At 45.5% G+C, this 19,042-nt stretch carries 13 protein-coding genes; 9 read left to right on the top strand and 4 right to left on the bottom strand.

What is annotated here, in order from left to right; translation table 11 throughout:
* Positions 1 to 23 precede the first annotated feature (23 nt).
* On the bottom strand, positions 24 to 914 hold the full coding sequence (locus L5M49_RS15630) for a GGDEF domain-containing protein (RefSeq protein ID WP_263266380.1): 891 nt from the start codon (positions 912 to 914) through the stop codon (positions 24 to 26).
* 170 nt (positions 915 to 1,084) lie between these two features.
* Here L5M49_RS15630 and L5M49_RS15625 point away from each other — a divergent pair, with 170 nt between their 5' ends.
* Positions 1,085 to 3,031, top strand: coding sequence for a monovalent cation:proton antiporter family protein (locus tag L5M49_RS15625; RefSeq protein ID WP_212600036.1), 1,947 nt, complete (start codon positions 1,085 to 1,087; stop codon positions 3,029 to 3,031).
* A 110-nt stretch (positions 3,032 to 3,141) separates the two neighbouring features.
* Here L5M49_RS15625 and L5M49_RS15620 read toward each other — a convergent pair whose 3' ends face one another.
* Complete coding sequence (locus tag L5M49_RS15620; protein WP_006080998.1) at positions 3,142 to 3,351, bottom strand: cold-shock protein; 210 nt, start codon at positions 3,349 to 3,351, stop codon at positions 3,142 to 3,144.
* A 567-nt stretch (positions 3,352 to 3,918) separates the two neighbouring features.
* Here L5M49_RS15620 and L5M49_RS15615 point away from each other — a divergent pair.
* From L5M49_RS15615 to L5M49_RS15580, 8 genes are all read left to right on the top strand, one after another.
* Complete coding sequence (locus L5M49_RS15615; protein ID WP_263266379.1) at positions 3,919 to 5,778, top strand: DUF885 domain-containing protein; 1,860 nt, start codon at positions 3,919 to 3,921, stop codon at positions 5,776 to 5,778.
* A 263-nt stretch (positions 5,779 to 6,041) separates the two neighbouring features.
* On the top strand, positions 6,042 to 9,263 hold the full coding sequence (locus L5M49_RS15610) for a DEAD/DEAH box helicase (protein ID WP_263266378.1): 3,222 nt from the start codon (positions 6,042 to 6,044) through the stop codon (positions 9,261 to 9,263).
* Positions 9,264 to 9,313: 50 nt separating this feature from the next.
* Complete coding sequence (locus L5M49_RS15605; protein WP_263222046.1) at positions 9,314 to 10,078, top strand: phosphatase; 765 nt, start codon at positions 9,314 to 9,316, stop codon at positions 10,076 to 10,078.
* Between the two features lie 6 nt (positions 10,079 to 10,084).
* Complete coding sequence (locus tag L5M49_RS15600) at positions 10,085 to 11,209, top strand: SDR family oxidoreductase (protein WP_263175342.1); 1,125 nt, start codon at positions 10,085 to 10,087, stop codon at positions 11,207 to 11,209.
* Between the two features lie 367 nt (positions 11,210 to 11,576).
* Positions 11,577 to 12,383 carry a 3'(2'),5'-bisphosphate nucleotidase CysQ gene (cysQ, locus tag L5M49_RS15595; protein WP_263266377.1) on the top strand — a complete coding sequence of 269 codons (807 nt, stop codon included), beginning with the start codon at positions 11,577 to 11,579 and terminating at the stop codon, positions 12,381 to 12,383.
* A 61-nt stretch (positions 12,384 to 12,444) separates the two neighbouring features.
* On the top strand, positions 12,445 to 13,362 hold the full coding sequence (mak, locus tag L5M49_RS15590; protein ID WP_263266376.1) for a fructokinase: 918 nt from the start codon (positions 12,445 to 12,447) through the stop codon (positions 13,360 to 13,362).
* Positions 13,363 to 13,580: 218 nt separating this feature from the next.
* A complete protein-coding gene (locus tag L5M49_RS15585; protein ID WP_263266421.1) occupies positions 13,581 to 14,282 on the top strand; it encodes a YdcF family protein in 702 nt (233 codons plus the stop codon).
* Positions 14,283 to 14,339: 57 nt separating this feature from the next.
* A complete protein-coding gene (locus L5M49_RS15580) occupies positions 14,340 to 15,023 on the top strand; it encodes a DUF2982 domain-containing protein (protein ID WP_168823158.1) in 684 nt (227 codons plus the stop codon).
* Positions 15,024 to 15,128: 105 nt separating this feature from the next.
* Here L5M49_RS15580 and L5M49_RS15575 read toward each other — a convergent pair whose 3' ends face one another.
* The gene (locus L5M49_RS15575) at positions 15,129 to 17,417 is read right to left on the bottom strand and encodes an OmcA/MtrC family decaheme c-type cytochrome (protein WP_263266375.1); all 2,289 of its coding nucleotides are present in this window, start codon (positions 17,415 to 17,417) and stop codon (positions 15,129 to 15,131) included.
* 476 nt (positions 17,418 to 17,893) lie between these two features.
* Positions 17,894 to 18,868, bottom strand: coding sequence for a LysR family transcriptional regulator (locus tag L5M49_RS15570; protein ID WP_113938944.1), 975 nt, complete (start codon positions 18,866 to 18,868; stop codon positions 17,894 to 17,896).
* Between the last annotated feature and the right edge of the window lie 174 nt (positions 18,869 to 19,042).

Raw genomic sequence — 19,042 nt, 5'->3', positions numbered from 1 at the left:
TTCATTTGGCATCCCTGCGCGTGTTAAACTAATTGATTTTGGCTGAGTTTATAGCAGTTACGTCCGGCGGCTTTGGCTTGATAAAGCGCCTTATCGGCGAGTTCATAAAGTTGTTCGGCTTCAATGGTATCGTGTGATTCTGCCGCCCCTAAACTACAGCTCACCCCAAATTGATTGAAACTACTGTGCTGATTGATTACCGAGACAATCCGTTCACATAACAAGCCTGCCGCATGAATATTGCCTTGGACAATAATGACGAATTCATCACCACCAATCCGGAAGGCTTGATCTGTGTTGCGTATGGTTGCACGAATGATGTCACCAAATTCCTTCAGAATATAGTCACCACATTTATGGCCGAATTTATCATTAAGTTGTTTAAAGTTATCAAGATCGAGCACTATCAGAGCGACTGCTCCTTGTTTTCGATGGGCTCTTGCGGTCGCATTACTGAGACTCTGACTGTAATAATGGCGATTGCCTAAGCCAGTGAGCGAGTCAAACATAGCTTGCATCGACATTTCTTGATATTGCAACGCATTTAATAAAGGTTGCAATAACAGCGGTTCAATATCCTGTAAGTTTGAGGTTTGTGATGGCGTAAATGGCGTCACCAGTTGGTACTGAATTGTTAATGGCATTTCTGCACACATGAGCTGTCGTTTGACGCTGATACCATAACGTTTGCCCCAGCTGAATTTGTGCTCGCCATAGGTTAAGCGCACGCCTTGGATCGGCAAGTGTTGTCCCAGCACTTTGCCATAGCAGGCAAAGACTGTCCTAGGATCTAAACTGGCATGCAGTTGTTGGATCACTTGTATCAAGTCCAATGGATTATCATTGGGACTATAATGTTCTGTTTGATAGCGATATTCGTCGGGATACAGCTCGGTCGCTAGGCCAAAGTCCATAATCATCACTCCAGCAAATGTTAGTGCGATACATCTCTAACCTAGTCTAAGCAAATACCGTGCCGCAATATTTGTTAATAAAATTTGTCTTTGTTAGTCATTCAGTTAAGCTTAAAACTCAGCGTTAGATTTTTTGACACGTCAGCATTTTGACAGGAGTCATAGCCCCAATGGAACATAGCTTTTTAATCCAAGTATTACTTATGCTCGTGATTGCCATTGTGGCCATTGCTGTGCTGCGCCGTTTGGGCCTACCCGCAATTCTGGCTTATTTACTCACAGGGGTAGTGAGTGGCCCAAGTGGTTTTCATTGGTTTACCCAGCATCAAATGCAATCTGTTGCCGAGCTTGGCGTTGTGCTGCTGATGTTTACCTTAGGCTTAGAGTTCTCTGTGCCGCGGCTGTGGGCCATGCGCCGTACCGTATTTGGCTTAGGCAGTGCACAGATGGTAATAACGACCCTATTGACTATGGGCGTGGCCCTGTTGTGTGGTCTTAATTGGGTCGAAGCCTTAGTTATCGGAGCTGCCATTGCCTTATCATCCACTGCCATCGTCCTTAAATTACTCAATGAACAGGGATGGTTGCGTCGTCGTCATGGTGAGCTATCCGTCAGTGTCTTATTATTCCAAGATTTAGCGGTTGTGCCGCTGTTGATCCTATTGCCATTACTGGCCAATGGCGGCGAACCTTTGATGGTCGCGGACATCGCCTTTGCCTTGCTTAAAGGTATTTTGGCTTTTTTCCTCTTAATGGCGTTTGGTAAGTGGGCGTTGCCGCGGATATTTGATGAGGTTGCGCGTTCTCGCTCCAATGAGCTGTTTGTATTATCGACCTTAGTCGTTGCGCTTGTCACAGGGGCTTTTACTCAGTGGCTAGGATTATCTATGGCGCTGGGGGCATTTATGGCGGGTATGCTGCTGGGAGAAAGCCAGTATCGCCGCCAACTTGAGGCGGATATACGGCCGTTTCGCGATCTATTGATGGGGCTGTTTTTCATCTCCATTGGCATGATGCTGGACTTTACCTTAGTGATGCGTTTTTGGTGGCAGATACTGCTGATCTTAGTGGCGGTTGTTCTAGGTAAGGCGCTGATCATTCATGGCATTTTAAGATTAGTAGGTGAGCCTTTTCGAATTGCGATGAGTACGGCTATGAGCTTAGCTCAAGTGGGGGAGTTCAGTTTTGTGGTATTGGCTTTAGCGGTCAACTATCAACTTTTAAATAATGAGATCAGTACCATATTAGTCATGGTCGCCGTGCTTTCCATGGCAATAGCTCCTTGGTTAGTTCGTCATAGTGTGGATATTGCTAAGTGGGCGCTGGGGATCCGTCAGGCAAAGCATGTGGATGAAGCTGTGCCATTGATGATGGATGATCATGAGCTGGTGATGATTTTTGGTTACGGCCGAGTAGGACAAACCATTGCCCGTTTTTTAAAAACTGAAGCTGTACCTTATCTGGTATTGGATCTCGATCCAACGCGTGTCACTGAAGCGCGTCGTGCGGGCGAACCTATTTATTTCGGTGATGTGTGTAAACGGGCAATTTTAAAACAAATGGGCGTTAAACAGGCCAAGATGATCGTTATCACTTTTTGTGAGTCACGTAGTTTAGAAGAAGTCTTACCTTTATGTAAGTTATTGGCACCAGAGGCTAAAATTTTAGTTAGAACCAAAGATGACAGCGATCTAGACTTGCTTAAAAAGGCAGGAGCTAATCAAGTGATCCCTGAGTCTTTAGAGGGGAGCTTGATGTTAGTATCGCAGGTACTACACCAATGTGGTGTGCCATTGGCACGGATCCTAAAACGACTAGAATCTGAGCGGCGCAATCATTATCAATTTTTACACGGCTTCTTTTCCGGCACAGAAACTGATTTTACTTTAGAGTCATTACATGCGGTGGCATTACCGCGTGGGGCTGATGCGATTGGTAAAACCGTTGCCGATATTTTGTGGGAAACATTGAAAGTAGAGTTAAGGGCGATTCGTCGCAATGGCGCCGAAGTGGAACATCCTGAGCAGGACTGGGTTTTTCGTGCAGGGGATATCTTACTGATAGTGGGTAAGCCACGACGACTTGAGAAAGCTGAGGCTAAGCTCCTACATGGCTAAAGGCCTGAGGGTCACTCTTTTGAGATGGATGAAAATGCAGATATAAAAATGCCGACATAGTGTCGGCATTTTTGTCTGGAACTTGTTAACTTAAATTAGACAAAGTCTAATTACAGAATAACTACGTTCGCAGCTTGAGGACCTTTTTGGCCTTGTTCGATGTCAAAAGAAACCTTTTGACCTTCAGCAAGAGTTTTAAAGCCTTCTGAAACGATTGCGCGGAAATGAACGAATGCGTCAGCGCCACCATTGTCAGGAGAAATAAAACCAAAACCTTTATCTTCGTTAAACCATTTAACTACACCAGTAGTTTTAGACATGAATGTCTCCAAAATTTTCAAACAAATAATTCGCAATTATGCGGTATGTTAGCCAGAAATAGAATTATTTACATTGATGATAAGTTATGAGTGGAAAGCTTCATGACAGCAAAAAAAATATTACAGGCGTAGCGAAGGTTTTCAAATACATAATATTGCTTATAAATAGGTCTGAATCACAGGCCGGAGTGCAGATTAACATACTCTAGGGGTTTGTATAGTTTTATTTTTAAATACCTCTCATATTGAAACTGCTTTTTTGCGACTTATTGAGTGCGGAATTAGATATAACTATTAATATTCAATCGTTTATATTGTATTTTTGATTGTTGTCTAGTGTGAGAATATTTTTTATGTTTGCCACGACTGACTTGCGATTAACCTTTTAATCCGTTCCATTAGGCTTAAATGCGGCTTGTATGCTTAGGTAAGGATTCTGTCATGATTCGTTACGTTATTGAATTGTTGCTTATTTGTGGTTAATGGTATTCTCGTCATCCAATAAAAACGTGCTTGAGCTATGGATTCAGGGCGATAACTTTAGATTGAATATAATAAGAATGGAGAATGACGTTGAAAACAGTACTAAAACGGATTGGACTCGGCAGCTTAGTCTTAGTGCTGTTATTAGTGGCGCTGGCCGCCCATGAATGGTTTGCGAAAAAGCCGTTTTTCTTTCGCGCATTTCTAGACCGCAGTGTGGTCAAGATGGCTTTCGAAAGCCCTGAGACCTTAACCTCATTGGGTTTCTTAGAATCGGTAGGGATTACAGGCCATAACGCCGATTTGGATGATGATAGTCCAGAGGCGATGGATAAGACTTTCGCGCAAGTGCGAGATCTGCGTGAAACCTTATTGAGCTATTCCGATACGGATTTAGATGAAAATCAACGCATATCCAAGGATATAGCCTTATATCTTGCCGATTTCGCATTGGTCTCTGAGCCCTATCGTTACCATAACTATCCGCTGAATCAGTTGTTTGGCGTGCAAAACGGGTATCCAAGCTTTATGCAGGCGCAGCACCAAGTGCATTCTGTGGGCGATGCTGAAAACTATCTGTCGCGTTTACAAAAGGTGAAACTTAAGTTTGCGCAAACTCTCGAAGGTTTAAAAATTCGTGAGGCTAAGGGGATTATCCCGCCAAAGTTTGTGATTGAGCGTGTTCTGACCGAGATGAATGAGTTTGTCGCGATGCCAGTGCAAGACAATATTCTCTACAGTTCCTTCAAAACTAAATTGGCTGACACGGATATCAGTGCCGATGAGCAAGCACGGTTATTGGCAGCGGCGGAAGCGGACATTAAAGGTTACGTGCATCCAGCGTATCAATTATTTATCGACTACCTTACCCAGCTACAAGCCAAAGCTGGGACGGATGATGGTTATTGGGCGCTGCCTAATGGCAACCTTGCTTATGAGCAACTGCTGAAGTTCTTCACGACCACCAATTACACTGCGGATGAAATCCATGCCAAAGGGCTGGCAGAGGTAGATCGCATTCAAAATGAAATCATGACTATATTAGCCGCTGAAGGTTACGATGTGGGCCAAGGTTTCTCGGTCGCGATTGAAGCATTAGCCGCCGATCCTAAGTTTTACTACGAGGATAGCGATGCGGGTAGGGCGCAAATCCTCGTCGATTATCAAGCGATTCTTGATGAAGTGAATGCGGGACTCAATGATGCCTTTCGTATTCGACCCGAAGCGGGCATGGAAGTGGTGCGTATTCCTGAGTTTAAAGAGAAAACAGCGCCAGGTGCCTATTATCAGCAGCCCGCGATTGACGGTAGTCGTCCAGGGCGTTTCTATGCCAATTTATATGACATCAAGGCCACGCCTAAATACGGTATGCGCACTTTAGCCTACCACGAGGGGATCCCTGGGCATCATTTCCAAATTGCGGTGGCGATGGAGTTAGAAGGTATGCCACTTATTCGTAAGATGGCGCCTTTTACGGCGTACATTGAAGGTTGGGCTTTATATAGCGAACGTTTGGCGTGGGAGCTCGGTTTTCAAAAGGATCCCTTTGATAATATTGGTCGTCTGCAGGCAGAGTTGTTCCGCGCTGTGCGTCTAGTGGTAGATACAGGTATTCATCATAGCCGTTGGACTCGCGAGCAAGCGATTGACTATATGAAGAAAAATACTGGCATGTCCGATCGTGATGTCACGGCAGAGATTGAGCGTTATATCGTTATGCCAGGTCAAGCGACGGCTTATAAAGTCGGCATGATGAAAATTCTCGAACTGCGCGAAAAAGCCAAGTTGGCCTTAGGTGATAAGTTCGATCTCAGGGATTTCCACGATGTAGTTCTGAAGAATGGTGCAGTTCCTTTGGATATCTTAGAAACACTGGTCGACCGCTACATTGCTGATAAAAAAAGTGCTGGGGCTAAAGCCACTGACGCTAAAGCGAAAATTTAGCGTTTGGCGGTAACAGTTAATGCTTGGCTATTAATAGTAAAGCATTGTTTATCAATTGTTTACATCTAAGTAAGGCCAGTTCCATGTCTGCGGATAAGTTTGTTATTTTTATCCTGCGGGCATGGTGGTACTGTCTATCGTGGCTATCATTCTGGCTTTCGGCCAAGGCTTTCAATACAATCCCACACAACTTATTGATAAATGTCGCGCGGCAATGGCTTGCTATTGCTCGGCGTTGATGTTTTTAGTTTCAAGGTTTTTACATGAATCGCTTGTCCCCCCAAGATCCTATCCAATTGACTCGAACCACGATTGAGTCATTATTCACGCCGCCAACCTTAATGCGCGCCCGTGATTATGTGATGAAGGGACGGGTGTTGAGCGCCAAAGCGAACGCCGATTTTCGTCATATTGAAGGTCGTGTCATGGGGACGGAATCCCAGCCCTATCGGCAGGATATTCGCCTTGTCAGCATGAACCATAAGTTGATCATGAATGGCTTCTGTTCATGTCCCGCCACTGGGCATTGCAAACATATTGCTGCCGTACTTTACAGTTTACTGAGTGATAGAACCGTTGAAGATCAACGTATTGCTCAGTGGTTACATCTGCTAGACGAAAGTGATGATCTCACGGTTTCAAATGTTGATTTACTCTACGACGATCGCGTGCTGTACGTGTTATCTAAAGATGATAACGGTGTCTTTCTTGAGCTAAGAAAAGGCAAGTTGGCGAAGAATGGTGGCTATAACAAAGGCTCGAAAATCGCTTTATCCGACGTGCAATATTACATGCCCGCTTGGATTGGCGCAGAAGACGTGCTCATCATCAATCTCATCATGTCAACCCGTCGCCATGGTGCCTCGCGTCTGTATCTTAAAGCTCAGTTAGGTGCCATGGCACTGGAAAAAATGCTCGTCACTGGGCGGTGTTTTTGGGAAGAGAGTCGTTTACCGCTCACCCGAGGTGAAGCGAGCAAGCCCGAATTCATTTGGCTAGATAAGGATGCCGAGCATAAACAAATGCAGTTAATACTGCCCAATAAGGACAATTGGGAGCTGATCCCCTGTGAGCCACCGACTTATATCGATTTAGATTATTTTAAAGTTGGCGCATTGGATACCGAGATCAGTGTTGAAAAGCTGTTATTACTCAGCCAGATGCCGCCGGTGCCTAGCTCACAGATTGAACTGGTGAGCCACAAATTGATTAAGCATTTTTCGGCGAAAACGGTACCTACACCTGCTTTGATTGATTTTGTCGAGCTGCAAGTGCCGCTTCAAGTTAGGTTGACCTTAACATCGCAGGATTTACCTGAGTTTGCTATGGCGCAGCCATTAGTGCTGCTGGAGTTTATCTATCAAGATGTGGTGCTCGGCGGTCAGTATCCCGACGAGCCCTTGTCCTTAGTCACTCATCAAGGCAAAACCTATCAAGTCGCGCGTCAACTCGATGCGGAAATGGATGCGATTAATCGTTTGATGGCATTGGAACTGGTGGAGCTTGCGCCTTCTTTTATCCCTAACAGTGGCAGCTATGTCAGTATTTGGGGGTTAGGTTCACTGCCTGAAACGATTGATGCTTGGTTGCACTTTATTCAACAGGAAATCCCGGCGCTAGAGGCTTTAGGTTACCAAGTACATTTTGCCGACAATTTCAGCTTAAATGTCATTGATACTCCGCTGGCGATTGAGCTGGATGATACGCAAGAGGGTTGGTTTTCTCTGTCACTGAATGCTGACATCGATGGTCAAATAGTGCCTATGCTGCCCTTAATTGCCACTTGGCTTAAGCAGTACGGTGAGCCCGCCGATGATGCAGAGCTGCTGTTACCCAGCCCAAATGGTGATTGGTTAAAAGTCAAAGCCAGCGTGATTAAGCCGCTGATCAGCATTATTTTAGAACTGTTCGATAGCCACAAAGGCAACAGCGTGTCTTTGCCTAAATACCGTGCCCACTTATTAAATGATTTTGCCGACAGTGATATTCGTTTACTTAATGGTGAACGAGTGCGCAGTTTAGCGACTAAGCTCGAAAATTTTAACGGTGTGTTAGAGGTCACAGTCCCAGACAACTTAAATGCTGAGTTACGCCAGTATCAACAGCAAGGCTTAAATTGGCTCTGTTTCTTAAAGGAATATCAGCTTGGCGGTATTTTGGCCGATGATATGGGGCTGGGTAAAACCATTCAAACCTTGGCTTTTTTACTTAAGCAGCAAGAACTAAAATCCACAGTGGCAAGTTGTTCACCGAGTTTAATTATTTGCCCAACGAGCTTGGTGGGTAATTGGGCGAAAGAAGCCGCGAAATTTGCGCCTTCGTTAAAGCTAGTCGTTATTCATGGTGCTTTACGCAAGCCTTTACTCGAACGCTTAAATGAGTTTGATATTGTGGTGACGACCTATCCGCTGATCGTGCGCGACAGTGACTATTATCAACGGCAGATGTTTGAACATATCGTGCTGGATGAAGCGCAGCAGATAAAAAATGCGCAGGCGAAAGTGACTCAAGTGATTAAAGATCTTAAAGCGCCGTTTAGATTGTGCCTGTCGGGTACGCCGCTTGAAAATCACTTAGGTGAACTTAAGTCTTTGATGGATTTTTGTTTGCCCGGACTACTCGGCACGAATGCCTTCTTTAACAAATCCTTTAGGCACAAAATCGAACGTTATGGCGATATGGAGCAAGCACAAATCTTGAGTCAGCGGATTGCGCCTTTTGTGTTGCGTCGAACCAAAGATGAAGTGGTCGGTGAATTACCCCCTAAAACCGAAATTTACCAGAGTTTAGAGTTAGAAAAAGATCAGCGAAATCTCTACGAGAGTATTCGACTGGTGATGGAGAAAAAACTGCGGGATTTATTTGCCACTCAAGGCGTTGGTAGCAGTCATATCGAGTTTCTCGATGCCTTACTTAAGTTGCGCCAAGCCTGCTGCGATCCGCGCTTGGTGAAGTTAGAGCAAGCGCAGAAAGTGAAGAATAATGCTAAGTTAGACTGGCTGAAGCAGAACTTACCAGAAATGGTGCAAGAGGGGCGTAAGATATTGATCTTCAGCCAGTTCACTAGCATGCTCAGCTTGATTGAAGCTGAGCTGGTGGACTTGGGGCTCGATTACAGTAAGCTCACAGGACAAACTCGCCTGCGCCAAGCGCAGATAGATAAGTTCCAAGAGGGCGATACGCCTGTGTTCTTAATCAGCTTAAAAGCGGGCGGCACTGGGCTCAATCTCACCGCGGCGGATACTGTGATCCACTATGATCCCTGGTGGAATCCTGCGGCGGAAAAACAGGCTACGGATAGAGCCCATCGTATCGGCCAAGATAAGCCCGTTTTTGTCTATAAGCTGATTGCAGAAGGTACAGTAGAAGAAAAAATCCAAGAAATGCAGCAGCATAAGCAAAGTTTGGCGGACAGTATTCTCGAAGGTAAAGGCAAGGGCACATGGCAAGGAAGCGCCGATGAACTGTTATCGCTCTTTAGCTAAATCGTGGCCAGTTTTTCTAAATTGATTGAATCATTTGACTGAGGTGAACCATGCAGTACCAAGTCGACACTCATACCCATACTGTGGCTTCGAGCCATGCTTATAGCACGATTCATGACTACTTAGCGGTGGCAAAGCAGAAGGGGATTCGCCTATTTGCCACCACAGATCATGGGCCTGCGATGGCCGATGCGCCGCATTTTTGGCACTTTGTGAATTTAAGAGTTTTGCCACGTATGGTTGATGGCGTCGGGATTTTGCGGGGTATCGAAGCTAATATCAAAAATATCAACGGCGAGATTGATTTCTTTGGTGATTATTTAAAGCAGCTCGATATTGTGCTCGCAGGATTTCATGAGCCCGTCTATCCTCCGTCAGATAAAGCAACTCACACAGAGGCCATGATTAATGCGATTAAGAGCGGCAAGGTTGATATCATTACTCATCCAGGTAATCCAGCCTATCCAATTGATATTGAAGCTGTTGCCCGCGCCGCTGCCGAATACGGTGTGGCGCTCGAAATTAACAATTCCTCCTTTGAAGTGTCCCGTAAGGGCAGCGAAGCTAATTGCACTGCGATTGCCAAAGCGGCCAAGGAATTTGGCACGATTTTAGTTATGGGCTCTGATTCCCATGTGGCTTTTAGCTTAGGCGGTTTTGCGCGGGCGCAAGCGATTATCGATGAAGTGGCTTATCCGCCATCACGATTACTCAATCGTAGTCCTTCAGCACTCTTAGCCTTTTTAGCCGCCCGTGGCCATGAAACCGTTGCTGATTTGATCCCCTTATTCAGTGACGATGAGCCATGCTGTTGATTAGTGATGAAAATAGTGGCAACTAAAGTGACGCCATTTCAATGCGGGGTGGCTAGTGCCACAGACGCTAACACTCCTCAAGTGGTGTTAATCACTGGTGCGAAGAGTCAGCTCGCTCAGGCCTTGCTGAGAGTCGCTGCCGATATTGGTGAGCTAGCCCCAAATACCAGCACAAGTACAAGTGCAAACTCAGTCGTACCACTTAAGCTTTATGCGCTAAGTCGTAGTCAGTTAGACATTACGGATGCCGCCAATATTGCCGCCGTATTTGATCAATATCGACCAAGCTGGGTGATCAATTGTGCGGCCTATAATGCGGTCGACGCAGCTGAGCATGATGCAATCGAAGCGAATCGCGTGAATGCACTCGGCCCTGAGTTACTGGCGCAGCAATGTTGGCTGTCGGGCGCCCGCTTACTGCATGTGTCGAGCGATTATGTGTTTGGTGGTCATGCTGTTCGTGATGTTAGAGAAACTGGCGCTGAGCAGTATCAAAATCCAGACTCAGCTTTAAACCCAAACCCAAACCAAGTTCATTTACCAAGGCCATTTGTTGAACTTGATGCTCCCGAGCCGTTGTCTGCTTACGGTACGAGTAAGTTGCTCGGCGAGCAGAAGTTATTGGCTGTTCTGGGCGAGGATGCAACGATTGTGCGTACCTCATGGCTCTACGGTCAAGATGGGCATAATTTTGTCCAAACCATGCTGAACTTGATGCGCACTCAACCAAGATTGCAGGTGATAGTCGATCAAATCGGCTGTCCGACGTGGAGTGATGCACTCGCTAAGGTGATTTGGCAATTAGTCATGCAACAGTGCTCGGGCGTATTTCATTACAGCGCTCAAGGCCAATGCAGTTGGTATGAATTTGCCTGTGAAATCCAGCGACAAGCCCTAGCGCTCAATCTGTTAAGTCAACCTGTGGTTATCCAGCCGATTACCAGCGCTCACTATGCTAAACAAGCATTAAATCGCGGCGTGAGTTTGGCAAAAAGACCGAGTTATAGCGTGTTGAATAGTGGTAAATTACGCTCTACTTTGGCTACGAATAATGCACTGTCGATGCCTGAACAGATCGAGTGGCAAGATTGGCGTCAGCAACTGAATTGCATGTTGCGGCGGTTATCTTGACGATAATGAGCGTGACTCACATTTTGCTTTAGGCTGCTTTAATCAGGCGTTAAGTGTTTACGTCGTCTGAGTGATTAACGCTGTCGAAAACAATAAGCCCGCCAATAATCAGATTTAAGCGACGGCTTTAGACTATCAATATGAAAACATAGGCTGTGAATACGAATGCAGCTGGACTTAAGCCTCTTCTCAGCGCTAATGGCTTGCCTTAGTATCATAATCACTTTGTGTATCTGTGGTTTTGCGCGCCGCGGTTTAAGCCGCGAGTCTTAGTCTATTTTGCTTGATGTATGATGAATTTGTTCTAAATTCCCCTTGGATGACAATGGCATAATGCCAAGATATTTAACGCATTAAGGAAGTTTCAGTGACAGACAAGACGACAATAGCGCAGACATTGACCAAACAAGATCTACAGCAAGTGGTCGTGATTGCCAAAGCCGCAGGCGATGCCATTATGACGGTTTATGGTCAAGATGACTTTTCGGTGAGCCATAAGGGGGACGATAGCCCTGTGACGGCCGCCGATTTAGCCGCGCACCACGTGATAGTGGCGGCATTGGCAAAGCAGTTTGTCGGTATTCCTATTATGTCTGAGGAAGCGGCGGATATCGCGTGGGACGTGCGTCGTCAATGGCAAACCTATTGGTTGATTGATCCTTTAGATGGCACTAAGGAATTTATTAAGCGCAATGGCGAGTTTACCGTCAACATTGCGCTTATCCATCAAGGGGTTGCTATCGCAGGTGTAGTATATGCGCCAGTGCTCGATACCTATTATTACGGCGCTAAACATTTAGGTGCATGGCGCCAACAAGCGGGTCAAGATAGCCCCTTATTGGGCGCCAACACGCCACGCGAAATACCGATGATTGTCGGCAGTCGCTCGCACTTGAGCCCTGGTTTAGCGCAATATTTACAACAGTTTGGTGAGCATGACATCTTAAGCGTAGGGAGTTCGCTTAAGTTTTGTATGTTGGCAGAAGGCAGTGCGGATCTGTACCCCAGACTTGGCCCAACCAGCGAATGGGATACTGCGGCGGCGCAAGCTGTGCTCGAAAGTGCAGGCGGCACAGTTGTCTGTTATGACTCAGGTGAACCATTAACTTATAATCAAAAACCTGACATTTTAAACCCTTACTTTATTGCCACAGCTCCTGGCTGGGTAAAATAACGATTGCCTTTCATCAATCTCACTTGATGAAAGGGCAAGCTAAACACTGGAGTAGTAATTCATGATGCGCATAGGCGTCGATTTAGGCGGAACAAAAATAGAATTAGTCGCACTGAGTGATGAGGGCAATGAGCTATTTCGCAAACGTGTGACGACGCCACGTGACTATCAGGGCACGCTTGCTGCGGTGGTTGATTTAGTTAAGGAAGCGGAAGCGACTCTTGGCGAGAAAGGCACTGTCGGCGTGGGTATTCCAGGTGTGGTATCGCCCTATTCAGGTTTAGTCAAAAATGCTAACTCGACGTGGATCAATGGTCAGCCCCTCGATGTACATTTAGGGGAATTGTTGCAGCGTGAAGTGCGGGTTGCCAATGATGCAAACTGTTTTGCGGTATCAGAGGCGGTCGATGGGGCAGCCGCTGGCGCTTCTGTGGTGTTTGGCGTGATTATTGGTACTGGTTGTGGCGCGGGTGTGGCAATTAACGGCAAAGTTCACGGTGGTGGTAATGGTATCGGCGGTGAATGGGGTCATAATCCTTTGCCTTGGATGACCAAGGAAGAGTTCAATACCACCCGTTGCTTCTGTGGCAATCCCGATTGTATCGAAACCTTTATCTCTGGCACTGGCTTTGTGCGTGATTATAATGCGGCTTTGACGGCAGCGGGTACAGTGCGCGCTGCTGCCAAATCAGGTGCCGATATTATGTTGTTAGTCGATGGAGGTGACGCCATTGCGGTTGCTGCGTTTGATCGTTATATGGATAGACTCGCACGTTCACTCGCCCATGTAATCAATATGCTCGATCCCGATGCCATAGTGTTGGGCGGCGGAATGTCGAATGTCGCGGCGATTTACCCAAGATTACCGGCATTGCTGGCCCATTATGTGGTGGGACGTGAGTGTCATACGCCTGTGGTGCAGAATCTATACGGTTGTTCATCGGGAGTGCGCGGTGCCGCTTGGTTGTGGGAAAAGTGATCCATTATTGAGGATATAAACTCCACCAGTGAACTCATTACGCTATGAAATCAACGTCTAGTGATATCAGAGTCTTGTAAACAATAGCCCAGTAAAACGCTGGGCTAGCTTTATGTGCGATGTATTCCCCCCGTATTTTGATGCTATGATTGCGCTCCTTTGGATTGCTTGGCATGGACATCATGTTTTGGGTTAAGAAAGTTGTTTCACAGGGGATGATGCCGATTCCCTTTATCCTATTGTTATTACTGATTTCTTTTCTAGTATGGCGCCGTCGCAGTATGGCGAAATACTTAGTATCCTGCGCTTTTTTTCTCTTACTGTTTTTAAGCAGTCAACTGAGTGTGAATACCTTAGTGCGGCCGTTAGAATCAGCTTACCCGATTAATTCCACGCCCATCGCAGGCGCTTGTTTTGTGATGGTATTAGGTTCAGGGCATGCTGATATAGCGGGAGCGACGGCGGTGCAATCCTTATCGGACGTCGCCCTTACAAGGTTAACTGAAGGAATTCGGCAACTTAAGTTGGGTCAAGAGTGTATGTTGATCGTCAGCGGCTGGGGTGGTGAACTCACTCAATTTTCCCATGCTGAAATGATGGCTAAAGCCGCGGTAGAGCTAGGTATTGATAAAAGCCGAATTATTCAATTTCCACTGGCGCGCGATACGATAGAAGAAGCGCAATACTTAAAGTGGGAGTTAGGGGAGGAGCCCTTTCGCTTAGTCACATCGGCCACTCATATGCCAAGAGCGATGGCTATTTTCGCCGCTAAAGGCTTACACCCAGATGCTGCCCCAACGGATTTTATTGGCCGAGATGATTTTTGGTGGCGGTTAACCGCCGATAATTTAGTGGCTTCTCAACGGGCGATTCACGAATACATTGGCCGTTTGTGGTTATGGATAAAGGCCGTAAGTTAAAGGTGTAGTTTGCCGAGTTCAGTCTAAAGATAGTGAGTTTTAACAGGAATATGAACAATGACAATTGAGTCAGAAATAGTATCTGTGCGTCCTTTATCGAAACGAAATGGGTTAACCTTAACTTGGCTGGGAGGCTTAAGTCTGGTGCTGGGTTTGGGACTGTTTCTGACGTGGCCGGCCTTGTTTGCTGTCGGTTTGATGTTTTTTAGTTTGGGCGCTATTTCACTCATTCTCGGTTTAGCCAAGGTGTATGAGCCGGAAACGACTCTAGCACTAGATGACAAGGGGCTGACCTATTTTCATCGCCGCGGCAAAGTGGCTATCGATTGGGATAATATTCAGCGGGTCGATATTCCGCGGGTGACTAATGGTTTAGATACTATAGAGTTATCTTATTTAGGCATTAAACTGAAACATTTAAATCCCATTCTCGATAATATATCCCTGCGTCTAGCAACAGGATTATTAACTGAACAGCGACCTTTGCTGGTGACGGCTGCCTCTCAAGATGCAGACTTAGCGACTTTAGAAACTTATCTCGGCGCTGAGTTTGGCCCTTTAGTGATAGAAGGGGATCGTTATCGTGGCGTATTGGCTATGTTTGGGCATCGCTGCGTGATGTTAGATACGCGTTTAGGGTATCACTTGTATATTCCCCATGACAGTTTAGATAGGGAACCTAAGGACTTTATTAAGTTACTTAGACAACGTATTGCACAATGTAGCCGCTCAGCTGATTAAATCTACAATCTCAATTGAAGATCATCAGCAATAAAAAAGGGGACCCTAGGTCCCCAATGAGTTGCAGAGATAAAGTTTGGGTTGTGCAGGGGCAACCCAAAGGTACTAGTGTGCTACCTCTGCGTGTACCTTATCTACACCGTAGGTTTTACCTTCAGCATGACAAGTTGCGCAAGATTCTACTGGTAAGTTAGGATCTGTCATTGCGTCAGCTTCAACCACAGCACCGTTGCTTCTAAAGTGAGCGACAGCCGCTGCATCAGAGTGAGCGTGACAGCTACGGCATGATTCAGCTACTGGGCTAATGTAGTTGCTACCCACTTTGATTGAACGTTTCTCAGAGGCTAAACCACCGTCAGTCGCAAACAGTTTTGCATCATCTTTGTGACATGCAGAACATGCAGTTTCTGGTGATGGATAACCGACTAATTCACCATTGGCATCGCGGAAGATCCCTGCGATAACATCAAAGTTACCACTGTGGAAGCGGTGGGCGACGGTGAATAGGTCTTTGTTATTGAAAGTGACTTCTGGATTAATGACTTTGCTACCGTCTTCACCTTTAGAAACCACTGTTTTATGGCCTGATGCACCTGTTGTATCGTTGTGACAGTTCATACATTGATCAAAAGTGTAAGTTCCGTGTCTGGTGCCCTTGATATAATCTAAGGTGCCGTGACAGGCGTTACATTTTGCTTCTTCTACGGTAATTCGAGCAGGATCTGTCATTCGAGCTTTAACTACTGCAGAAGCATCTAAGCTATAGAATTTAACAGGAGCAGTGTTACCAATTGGATTTGTTGGGCCAAATTCAAGTCCTGTGGCATTACAGCTACTCACTTTACCTGCTTTGATACAGACGTTGGCTTCTGAACTGACGTAGATAGTACCTACAGCTTGGGCATCGGGAATATCTTTTACGAAGGTTAATACACCATCGACCAGCGTACCATTTTCAAGCTTAAGAGCGATTGCTGTTGGTTTGACATCTCTCCAAGCATAAACAGTACCATCAGTGGTTACGTTACCCAGTAATAAGCCGTTAGCCACAAACATACCAGTAGGGTTAGTTGTCGCGTTATACACTTTTAAATCGGTTCCGTTAGGAATTGCAGCGCCATTCATGGTCACATTGGCTTTTAATGTCAATGTTTTCATTCCAGGTGCTGCTGAAGTCACTACTGCAGCACTGGTAAAGTCAACTTTGAATAGGCTTGCATACTCAGCGCGTTTACCGACACTGTGTACAGCTTCAGGTGTTAAGCTACCGCTGCCATGGCAAGATTTACATTGAGTATCATCAGCTTGGGCTAAACCAAATTCTGAATGGTTTTCGCCAGTGGTGAAGTTCACATTGATATGACAACCCACACAAGCTTGTGCATAAATATTGGTGTTATAACTTGGTGCACCATCATGACAAGATTTACATTCTTTCAAATCAGATGGGAAACCAACTTCACCGAAATATTCTTTTGCTTCGCCACTTAAGCTGTCACTGATGTGATGACCTGCGTGGATCCTATGGATCATGGGAGCAAAATCAAATACCCAACCTTCGGCCAGTTGTGCGTCACTTGGAACGAGATCAGGGTTATGACAAGTTACGCAGTTTTTAACATCTTGGTAGTTATGGTGGGCTTCAATCTTCGCGATATGGCCGTCTACTTCACCGTGACAGTTTTTACATGCCGCACTAGATACTGTGTCTTTACCCGATACACCTAATTCATCTGTTGCAGGGATAAAATCAACGGGTACAGACAAAATCTTGTCAGATAGGACGACACCTGTACTATCGGCGATGTTGTAAGCACGTAAAAAGACTCTGTGTACTGCGTTTGGATTATCATTTGGATTAATGATTGGCGCTGCGCCACCATAAGTCCAAGTTGCTGTGTAAGTGCCTGGCGTCGCTGTATCTTCGGTTAAAGTACAAGCGTTTTTAGTTCCGTTCAGGCCGTTTAGAGTACAAGTTAACGAAGTGCCAGCGGCATTTGCCGTGGCATTATTTTGCCACTCAATCGGTGCGCCAGTACCTGAGGTGTTTTCATTTGCTGTTAAAGAATAAATTGCAATTTTATCCAGTCCTTTGAAAGGGACTACTTTGCCTGCATTTTTACCCGTAACAGTAAATTTAACACTGAAGCCTTCACTGCTGGTTACTTTAATGTCAGCAGGACTTAACGTGAATGCCAGATCTGTAATGGATTGAGCTGTCGTTGCGAAGGAACCCGCAGGGGCTCCGGGTGTACCTGGTGTTCCGGGAGTACCTGGTGTACCTGGTGTGCCAGGTGCCCCATCTTGACCATCGCTTCCGTCCCCGCAGGCGGTAAGACTTAAGGTACTGACGAGAGCCAGTGCCAGTAGAGATTTATTGTAGTTTTTCATCATCGCGTCCCTTTTTCTATCTATAAGACTGCGTGTGCAGTGCCTCTAATATAGGAGGATTCATCTACTTATAAAGTGGTATTTGCAAATTTGTATCTGATATGTGAACGATGATTTAACACCTGTGAATGGTAATTCTAAACTTTGCATTTTGATATTTTAAATAGTGAAATTAAGCTGCTAACCTATGATGTGCATCACAATTTCAATCTTTAAACTTAGGCCGAAATGATGAATTCATTTTCGGTTAAGCAAAATGAACGATGTTAAGAGAGCCTGAATCTTAAGTCGTTATCTTAAGGTTTTGAGCACAAAAGCAATGGGATAAGAGAGCGAGGATAGGGGGACGATATGGCATTTTCAAGTGATTGAATTGTGCCTTGGATAAATAGAAGTATAGCCCAGTAAACCCACTTAACCCACTTAACATCCATGACGTAAGCTAGGTTGACGAACTTAGTGTGTAATCTATTTTTGTATTAGTGTGCTGGTTCGAGTGCGGCAAGTAAGGAGCGCACGACGAGATCACACTGGCTTTGGCTGTAACGCCGATGAACTGCAGGTTTCTCAATCAGATAATAATGTGGCGCCATCATAGTTTCGTGGAGTCTATTAAGCTCTGTGTCGCTAAGGCGCTCGAGATGTAATCCGGGCATATGTTTAACTGTATGCATATCAATGCTAGAACAAAAAGCCACACTCTTCATGGTTAATAGATGGGCATACCATTCCTCCCTGTCTATCACTTTCTCTACGGTAGGCAGTAAGATACCTTGGCGCTGGCAAAATAATTCTAAGGGATCGATTTTACTGTTAAAGCCCTTGAGTTCTTGAAATAGAAACGGATGGCGACAAATTTGCTCTAAGGTAATATTTGTCTCAACGTCCCAAAGTGGGTGTTGCTTGGCTGCAACGATATAAATGCCATTGATTGAGCCAAGTTTGGTGTAACTTAATTCTTTATTTTCAGCACTTTCGAACGTAATCCCAAAATCAAGCGCACCTGCGTGGATCAACTCAGCGCTATTTTCCTGCCATTTATGTAAGCGTATTTGTCCTAGCTTTTGGGCAAGTTCAGGAGTGCTTAACTGAGGCGCTAAAAAGCTTAGTAGGCCATTACAAGCAGCGATATGTAGCGGTAAGTCGGTATTGATGGCCGCATTTTGTATCTGGATTGCAGATTGTTCGAGGTGATAAACCGATTCAGTAAACTGGCAAATAGCAACATAGAGACTTTCTGCTAAAGGCGTCGGTTTAAGCCCCTGTTGACGACGATAAAATAGTTCATCATTAAAGGTTAGGCGTAATGCATTGAGGCAGCGGCTTATTTTGGGGGCAGAAACATCTAGCGCTTTGGCCGCGCTATTTGCGTGTCCAGTGTCGAAAATACTTTTAAATACAAGCAAGGTAAAAACATCGAGTTCACAGATCTGTTTTAGTAATAAGTTGCTCATTTTGTATTTTGCCCTGTATGAGTCTTAAATGTTTTTGCGGCGCTATTAGGGGAGTTCTGTGTCCTTGCGATTACCCGAACCACCGCGATCAAATATCATGGATACTAACTGCCAAGATTAACATTCAGCATGCGGATTAACTGTGATCCCTCTCGGCAAAATAACAATTATTTA

The sequence above is a fragment of the Shewanella sp. SM74 genome, from assembly GCF_025653725.1.
Taxonomy (GTDB): Bacteria; Pseudomonadota; Gammaproteobacteria; order Enterobacterales; family Shewanellaceae; genus Shewanella; species Shewanella oncorhynchi.
This window is presented reverse-complemented; position numbering and strand designations above follow the sequence as displayed.

Excerpts from the sequence above, each read along its gene's own strand:
- L5M49_RS15630 (WP_263266380.1), bottom strand. The coding sequence starts at position 914 with ATGGACTTTGGCCTAGCGACCGAGCTGTATCCCGACGAATATCGCTAT.
- L5M49_RS15625 (WP_212600036.1), top strand. The coding sequence starts at position 1,085 with ATGGAACATAGCTTTTTAATCCAAGTATTACTTATGCTCGTGATTGCC.
- L5M49_RS15620 (WP_006080998.1), bottom strand. The coding sequence starts at position 3,351 with ATGTCTAAAACTACTGGTGTAGTTAAATGGTTTAACGAAGATAAAGGT.
- L5M49_RS15615 (WP_263266379.1), top strand. The coding sequence starts at position 3,919 with ATGACGTTGAAAACAGTACTAAAACGGATTGGACTCGGCAGCTTAGTC.
- L5M49_RS15610 (WP_263266378.1), top strand. The coding sequence starts at position 6,042 with ATGAATCGCTTGTCCCCCCAAGATCCTATCCAATTGACTCGAACCACG.
- L5M49_RS15605 (WP_263222046.1), top strand. The coding sequence starts at position 9,314 with ATGCAGTACCAAGTCGACACTCATACCCATACTGTGGCTTCGAGCCAT.
- L5M49_RS15600 (WP_263175342.1), top strand. The coding sequence starts at position 10,085 with ATGAAAATAGTGGCAACTAAAGTGACGCCATTTCAATGCGGGGTGGCT.
- mak (WP_263266376.1), top strand. The coding sequence starts at position 12,445 with ATGATGCGCATAGGCGTCGATTTAGGCGGAACAAAAATAGAATTAGTC.
- L5M49_RS15585 (WP_263266421.1), top strand. The coding sequence starts at position 13,581 with ATGCCGATTCCCTTTATCCTATTGTTATTACTGATTTCTTTTCTAGTA.
- L5M49_RS15580 (WP_168823158.1), top strand. The coding sequence starts at position 14,340 with ATGACAATTGAGTCAGAAATAGTATCTGTGCGTCCTTTATCGAAACGA.
- L5M49_RS15575 (WP_263266375.1), bottom strand. The coding sequence starts at position 17,417 with ATGATGAAAAACTACAATAAATCTCTACTGGCACTGGCTCTCGTCAGT.
- L5M49_RS15570 (WP_113938944.1), bottom strand. The coding sequence starts at position 18,868 with ATGAGCAACTTATTACTAAAACAGATCTGTGAACTCGATGTTTTTACC.